8 protein-coding genes and 1 pseudogene are annotated in these 6,456 nt (G+C 64.2%); 7 read left to right on the forward strand and 2 right to left on the reverse strand.

Annotated features, from left to right (window positions below; all coding sequences use genetic code 11):
- The coding region (locus EN884_RS20930) for a GNAT family N-acetyltransferase (protein WP_164895083.1) at window positions 1-236 on the forward strand (236 nt) is incomplete at its 5' end.
- Here the strand turns inward: EN884_RS20930 and EN884_RS20935 are convergent.
- Together EN884_RS20935 and EN884_RS20940 are read right to left on the reverse strand one after the other, a co-directional pair.
- Window positions 231-626 (reverse strand): hypothetical protein, encoded by a 396-nt coding sequence (locus EN884_RS20935; RefSeq protein ID WP_063168987.1) that lies wholly within the window; start codon window positions 624-626, stop codon window positions 231-233. The two genes, EN884_RS20930 and EN884_RS20935, sit on opposite strands and share 6 nt — an antisense overlap.
- A 23-nt stretch (window positions 627-649) precedes the next feature.
- Window positions 650-859, reverse strand: coding sequence for a SlyX family protein (locus EN884_RS20940; protein ID WP_013529634.1), 210 nt, complete (start codon window positions 857-859; stop codon window positions 650-652).
- Window positions 860-1,086: 227 nt separating this feature from the next.
- On the opposite strand from EN884_RS20940, the gene EN884_RS20945 reads away from it, so the two are divergent.
- The 6 genes and pseudogenes from EN884_RS20945 to EN884_RS20970 all read left to right on the forward strand — a co-directional run.
- Window positions 1,087-2,619, forward strand: a complete 1,533-nt coding sequence (locus EN884_RS20945; protein ID WP_024502792.1) for an ABC transporter ATP-binding protein — start codon at window positions 1,087-1,089, stop codon at window positions 2,617-2,619.
- Entirely contained in the window at window positions 2,616-3,755 is a 1,140-nt protein-coding gene (locus tag EN884_RS20950) for an ABC transporter permease (RefSeq protein WP_063168988.1), read from the forward strand. Before EN884_RS20945 ends, EN884_RS20950 begins: the two co-directional genes overlap by 4 nt.
- 1 nt (window position 3,756) lies before the next feature.
- Window positions 3,757-4,728: an ABC transporter permease gene (locus EN884_RS20955; RefSeq protein ID WP_013529631.1), complete on the forward strand. Its 972-nt coding sequence runs from the start codon at window positions 3,757-3,759 to the stop codon at window positions 4,726-4,728.
- A 55-nt stretch (window positions 4,729-4,783) separates the two neighbouring features.
- Window positions 4,784-5,176 (forward strand): cytidine deaminase, encoded by a 393-nt coding sequence (gene cdd / locus EN884_RS20960; RefSeq protein ID WP_013529630.1) that lies wholly within the window; start codon window positions 4,784-4,786, stop codon window positions 5,174-5,176.
- 30 nt (window positions 5,177-5,206) lie between these two features.
- On the forward strand, window positions 5,207-6,016 hold the full coding sequence (locus EN884_RS20965; protein ID WP_024502795.1) for a purine-nucleoside phosphorylase: 810 nt from the start codon (window positions 5,207-5,209) through the stop codon (window positions 6,014-6,016).
- Window positions 6,016-6,456: pseudogene (locus EN884_RS20970) on the forward strand (thymidine phosphorylase); the annotation flags it as partial. The gene EN884_RS20965 and the pseudogene EN884_RS20970, both read left to right, overlap by 1 nt.

Genomic DNA, 6,456 nt, shown 5'->3' on the forward strand with positions numbered 1-6,456 from the left:
ATCTGACGCCATGGCTGGCCGGGTTGGTTGTCGATGCAAGGTATCGACGCCGAGGCATCGCCACCGCGCTGGTCAAGGCAACGGAAGCCCATGCGGCGTCACGGGGCGTCGAGATGCTCTATCTCTACACATGGGATGCGCGTGGTTTCTACGCGGCCCTCGGCTGGAACACCGTTGAGATATGCCGTTCGGACGGCGAGACGATGGCTCTGATGTCTCGCCGGCCTCGCCTATAGCAGCTTCGCGGCGAGACAACCGAGCGCGAACGCCACCATCAGTCCGGCGGCAACCACAAATCCACGCCGGCCGCCCAGCGCGTGCACGCCGACGCCGTATGGCCGCTGCGACAGGCTTCGGATCACGGTTGGCGGCCTGGCGTCGCTCAGGCCAGAACTACGCATCTGCGGCAGGTCGCCAATGCGCTGCGTGATCTGCTTCCAGCGCTCTTCGCCATCCCCCGGTTCGGCACGGTCGAAGACGTGCATGCGCTCGGCAAGTCGCACGACCTCGTCGCGGAAGGCCGGGTCGATCTCCAGATCACGTTCGGCCCGTTCGCGCTCCGCATCGTTCATCAGGCCACGCACATAGTCGCTGGCCCGTGCAATGCGATCGCTTTCACTGGCCATGGCATGCGCCCTTCCCTTTTTCCTCACCAGTGCGGCGGCTTGGTTACAGGCACTTCATCTCCCGTCTGCTCCTCCAGCGCCAGGAAGCGATCCGTCAGCGCGTCGAGCTTGCGCTGCATGCGCTCGATCACTTTCCACTGCTCGGCGATCTGGCCGGACAGTTCCTCGATGGTCTTCTCCTGCTCGGCGGCGCGGATTTCCAGCGTCGTCAGCCGGTCGGCGGGTATGGTCATGTGAATTCCCCAGTCTTCACCGCGATGTCTTGCGCCGCGATGTCTTGCGCCGCAATGCGAATTTCGGCTCCGCCATACTAGCGAATGTGAAGGCCCCGGCCACGTTGCAAATTGACAAGCGCACCGGGATTTGTCGAGAGTGAACCTGCTCCGCCAATTGGCACGGGCGGAGCGTCATGCTAGGCGTTTTGACCAAGCGATAAAAAAATAAGAGTGGGACAGGCTGCATGGCGCAAGCCGCAATCGAGTTGATCGGCATCAACAAGAGTTTTGGTGCGGTGCGCGCCAACCGGGACATCAATCTTGAGATCGGTCGCGGCACGATCCACGGCATTGTCGGCGAGAACGGCGCTGGCAAGTCGACGCTGATGTCGATCCTCTACGGCTTCTACCAGGCCGACAGCGGCGAGATCCGCGTTGGCGGCCAGCCGGCTTCGATCAAGACCCCCAATGACGCCATCGCGCTCGGCATCGGCATGGTGCATCAGCACTTCATGCTGGTCGACAATTTCACAGTGCTGGAGAACGTCATCCTCGGCGCCGAAAGCGATGCGCTCTTGAAGAAGAGCATCGCCAAGGCGCGCTCCGAACTGGAGCGGCTGGAGCGTGAATACGGGCTGGAAGTCGATCCCGATGCAATCATCGAGGAACTGCCGGTCGGCCTGCAGCAGCGTGTCGAGATCCTGAAGGCGCTCTATCGCGGCGCCGAGATCCTGATCCTCGACGAACCGACGGGCGTTTTGACGCCGGCCGAGGCCGACCATCTGTTCCGCATCCTTCGGCAGTTGAAGGACCAGGGCAAGACGGTGGTGCTGATCACCCACAAACTGCGCGAGATCATGGCCATCACCGACACGGTGTCGGTCATGCGCCAGGGCACGATGGTGGCGACGCGCGAGACCAGGAAAACGACTGTCGAGGAACTGGCCGAGCTGATGGTCGGCCGGCGCGTGCTCTTGCGGGTCGAGAAGGGCGAGGCAGAGGCCGGCGCCGTCAAGCTCGCAGTCAAGAACCTGACGGTCAGGGATACGCGCGGCGTCACCATGGTCGACGACATCTCCTTCGATATCAGGGCCGGCGAGATCGTCGGCATCGCCGGTGTCGCCGGCAACGGACAATCCGAACTGCTCGAGGCGATTTCCGGCATCAGGCGTGCCGTTTCCGGCTCGGTCATGCTGGATGGCAAGCCGATCGACCTGACCGGTGCCGCCGACCCCGGAGAGTTGCGCGACCGTGGCCTGGCGCATGTGCCGGAGGACCGCCATCACGTCGGGCTGGTGCTGGCCTTCGAGGAGAACGAGAATTCGATCCTCGGCTATCACGATGATCCCCGCTATTTGAAGGGGCCGTTCCTCAACATCGATGCCATCCGCAACGATGCCAGGGACAAGATCGCCAAATACGACATCCGCCCGGCCGACTGCCGGCTGAAGACCGCCAATTTCTCCGGCGGCAACCAGCAGAAGATCGTGCTGGCACGGGAGATGGAACAGGACCCGGGCGTGCTGATCGTCGGCCAGCCGACACGCGGCGTCGATGTCGGCGCCATCGAGTTCATCCACAAGCGCCTGATCGCCATGCGCGACCAGGGCAAGGCGGTGCTGGTGGTGTCGGTCGAGCTGGACGAGATCCGTTCGCTGTCCGACCGTATCCTGGTGATGTTTGCCGGCCGCATCGTCGGCGAGCGCGGTCCGGAAGCGACCGAGGGCGAGCTCGGCCTGCTGATGGCCGGCATCGAGCACCAGGAGGCCGCGCAATGAGCACGCCTTACGCCAAACTGCCGGCCTGGGCCGACTATGGCCTGATCCCGCTGATCAATCTGTTCGTCGCCTTCGTCGTCGCCGGCTTCGTCGTGCTTCTGGTCGGCGAGAATCCGTTGCGCGCCGCCGTCATCCTGGTCGAAGGCGCCTTCGGCAAAGGCACAGGCATTGCCTTCACCCTGTTTTATGCCACCACCTTCATCTTCACCGGGCTTTCGGTCGCGGTTGCCGCGCATTGCGGCCTGTTCAACATCGGCACCGAGGGGCAGGCCTACATCGCCGGCCTTGGCATCGCCATCGTCTGCCTGAGCTTCGACAGTACACTGCCATGGTGGCTGACCTTCCCGCTGGCGATCATTGCTGCGGCGGCGGTGGGCGCATTGTGGGCGCTTATCCCGGCCTATCTGCAGGCCAAGCGTGGCTCGCACATCGTCATCACCACCATCATGTTCAACTTCATCGCCGCCTCGATCATGGTTTACCTGCTGGTCGGCCCGTTGAAGCCAGCCGCCTCGCAAGCGCCGCAGACGCGCAACTTCCTCGCCGGCGCGGAATTGCCCAAACTCAACTGGATCATCGAGCTGTTCGGCGCCAAGATCCGTTCGGCGCCGCTCAACGTCACCTTCCTGCTGGCGCTGGTCATGGCCTTCCTGGTCTGGCTGCTGATCTGGCGCACCAAGCTCGGCTACGAGATGCGCACCTACGGTCACAGCCCGAAGGCGGCACGCTATGCCGGCATTTCCGAAACCCGCATCATCATCACCGCCATGATGATCTCGGGCGCACTGGCCGGCATGATGGCGCTCAATCCGGTGATGGGCGATCAGCACAATGTCGCCATCGACTTCGTTTCCGGCGCCGGCTTCGTCGGCATCGCCGTGGCGCTGATGGGCCGCCTGCACCCTGTCGGCATCGTATTGGCGGCGGTCCTGTTCGGCATGCTCTACCAGGGCGGCGCCGAACTCGCCTTCGAGATGCCGGCAATCAGCCGCGACATGATCGTCATCATTCAAGGCCTGGTGATCCTGTTTGCCGGTGCCCTCGAGCACATGTTCCGGCGCTACATCCAGGCGCTGTTTGCCTCGTTCAGTCCGCGATCGGTCGGCATGGAAGCGGTCAAGGGGAAAGGTGCCTGAGATGGATGTGTTCAACGCGATCATCCAGACACTGGACTCCACCATCCGCCTCTCGGTGCCGCTGCTGCTTGCTTGCCTCGCCGGGCTCTATTCGGAACGCGCCGGCATCTTCGACATCGGCCTCGAAGGCAAGATGCTTGTCGGCGCCTTCGCCGGTGCGGCCGCAGCTTCCGTGTTCCATTCGGCCTTTCTCGGCCTCGGCATGGCGGTCGTGATCTCGGTCGCCTTCGCCATGATCCACGGCTTTGCCTCGATCACTCATCGCGGCAACCAGATCGTCTCCGGCGTGGCGATCAATTTCATCGCCGCCGGCTCAACCATCATCCTCGGCCAGGCCTGGTTCCAGCAGGGCGGGCGCACGCCGGCGCTGCAACCGGGCGAGCGCTTCGAGGCCATCACCTTGCCGGGCGCCGAGGCCATCCGCGACGTGCCGATCATCGGACCGATCTATGCCGAACTCCTGTCGGGCCACTCGATCCTGGTCTATCTTGCCTTCCTGATGGTGCCGTTCACCTGGTGGGTGCTGTTTCGCACCCGCTTCGGCCTGCGCCTTCGCGCCGTCGGCGAGAACCCGGCCGCCGTCGACACCGCCGGCATCTCGGTCGCCTGGCTGCGCTACCGGGCGCTGATCTGCACCGGCATCCTCACCGGCATTGCCGGCGCCTACCTGTCGATGGTGCAAAATGGCGGCTTCGTGAAGGACATGACTGCCGGCAAGGGCTATATCGCGCTGGCAGCCTTGATCTTCGCCAAGTGGAAGCCGGTCAACGCCATGTTCGCCTGCCTGCTGTTTGGCTTCCTGGACGCTGCGTCGATCCGCCTGCAAGGATCCCCGCTGCCCATCATCGGCAAGGTGCCGGCGCAGTTCATGCAGGCGTTGCCCTACATCCTCACCGTCATCCTGCTCGCCGGCTTCATCGGCAAGGCAATCCCGCCACGCGCCGGCGGCGTGCCTTATGTCAAGGAACGTTGAGCGACGGGTCGGCTTTGCGCCGGGTTTTGAACACGATCATCGGAGAGAACGCTGAATGTCGCATGATCTGTTCGAGGCCGCCAAGGCCGCCATGGCCAAGGCCTACGCGCCCTATTCTAAGTTTCCGGTCGGCGCTGCCTTGCGCACCGAGGACGGTCGCGTCTTTACCGGCGCCAACATCGAAGTCGCCTCCTATCCGGAAGGCTGGTGCGCCGAGACCACGGCGCTCGGCCACTATATTATGGGCGGCGGCGGCAAGATCGTGGAAATCGCCGTGCTTGCCGAACGCATGGCCAAATGCTCGCCTTGCGGCGGCTGCCGCCAGCGGCTTGCCGAATTCTGCCGGCCGGAAACAAAGCTCTATCTCTGCGACAATGCGGGTGTGGCCGAAACCGTGACCATGGGCGACATGCTGCCTTACGGCTTCCGCGGCGATATTTTGAAATGAGCAACAGGCTCAAATGAACAGCTGGCAACGATGACGGAAAAAGCCCTGGATCATCTCGTCGAAAGGCTGGACGGCCTGGCGCCGGCCACGGCACTGGTGCTCGGCTCGGGCCTCGGCGGTCTGGTCGACCAGATCGAGGACCCGATCCGCATCTCCTATGCCGACCTGCCCGGCTTTCCCAGAAGCGGTGTCACCGGGCACGCCGGCGAAGTGGTGGCAGGGCTGTTTGCCGGCGTGCCGGTGCTGCTGCTGTCGGGCCGTGCCCATTACTATGAGCACGGCAACGCCGCGGCGATGCGGCCGGTGCTGGAAGTGCTTGCCGGCATCGGCATCACGAAACTGATCCTCACCAATGCCGCCGGCTCGGTCGATCCGGACATGCCGCCGGGCTCGGTGATGCTGATATCGGACCACATCAATTTCTCGGGCACCAACCCGCTGATCGGCGAACCAAGCGACCGGCGTTTCGTCGGCCTGACCGAAGCCTATGATGCCGGCATCCGCCAGGCCATCGAGCGGGCGGCAAAAGCGACCGGCACCACCCTGCACAAGGGCGTCTATATGTGGTTCTCCGGCCCATGCTTCGAAACGCCGGCCGAAATCCGCATGGCGCGCATCATGGGCGCCAATGCGGTCGGCATGTCGACCGTACCGGAGGTCATTCTCGCCCGCTTCCTCGGACTGCGCGTCGCCGCCTGTTCGGTCATCACCAATCTGGCGGCCGGCATGACCGGGGCCGAGCTTTCGCACCAGGAGACCAAGGACATGGCGCCGGTCGGCGGCGCGCGGCTGGCGACGATCCTGCAGCGCGTGTTCCGCGACGGACTGCTGGAGATCTGATGCTTCCCCAGGAAATCATCCGCCGCAAGCGCGATGGCCTGAGGCTGTCGGAGGACGAGATCGCCGGCTTCGTCGCGGGCGTGACGTCAGGCGCCGTTACCGACGGCCAGGCCGGCGCCTTCGCCATGGCGGTGTTCTTCAACGGCATGAACCGCGACGAGGCCGTGGCGCTGACGCTGGCGATGCGCGATTCCGGCGATGTGCTCGACTGGTCGGACCTGCCTGGCCCGGTCACCGACAAGCATTCGACCGGCGGCGTCGGTGACAATGTCTCGCTGATGCTGGCGCCGATCGTCGCCGCCTGCGGCGCCTATGTGCCGATGATCTCGGGCCGTGGCCTTGGCCACACCGGCGGTACGCTGGACAAGATGGATGCCATCCCGGGCTACATCAGCCAGCCCGATGTCGCGCTGTTTCGCAAGGCGGTGCTCGAAACAGGC

Source organism: Mesorhizobium sp. M7A.F.Ca.AU.001.01.1.1 (assembly GCF_004022735.1).
Taxonomy (GTDB): Bacteria; Pseudomonadota; Alphaproteobacteria; order Rhizobiales; family Rhizobiaceae; genus Mesorhizobium; species Mesorhizobium ciceri.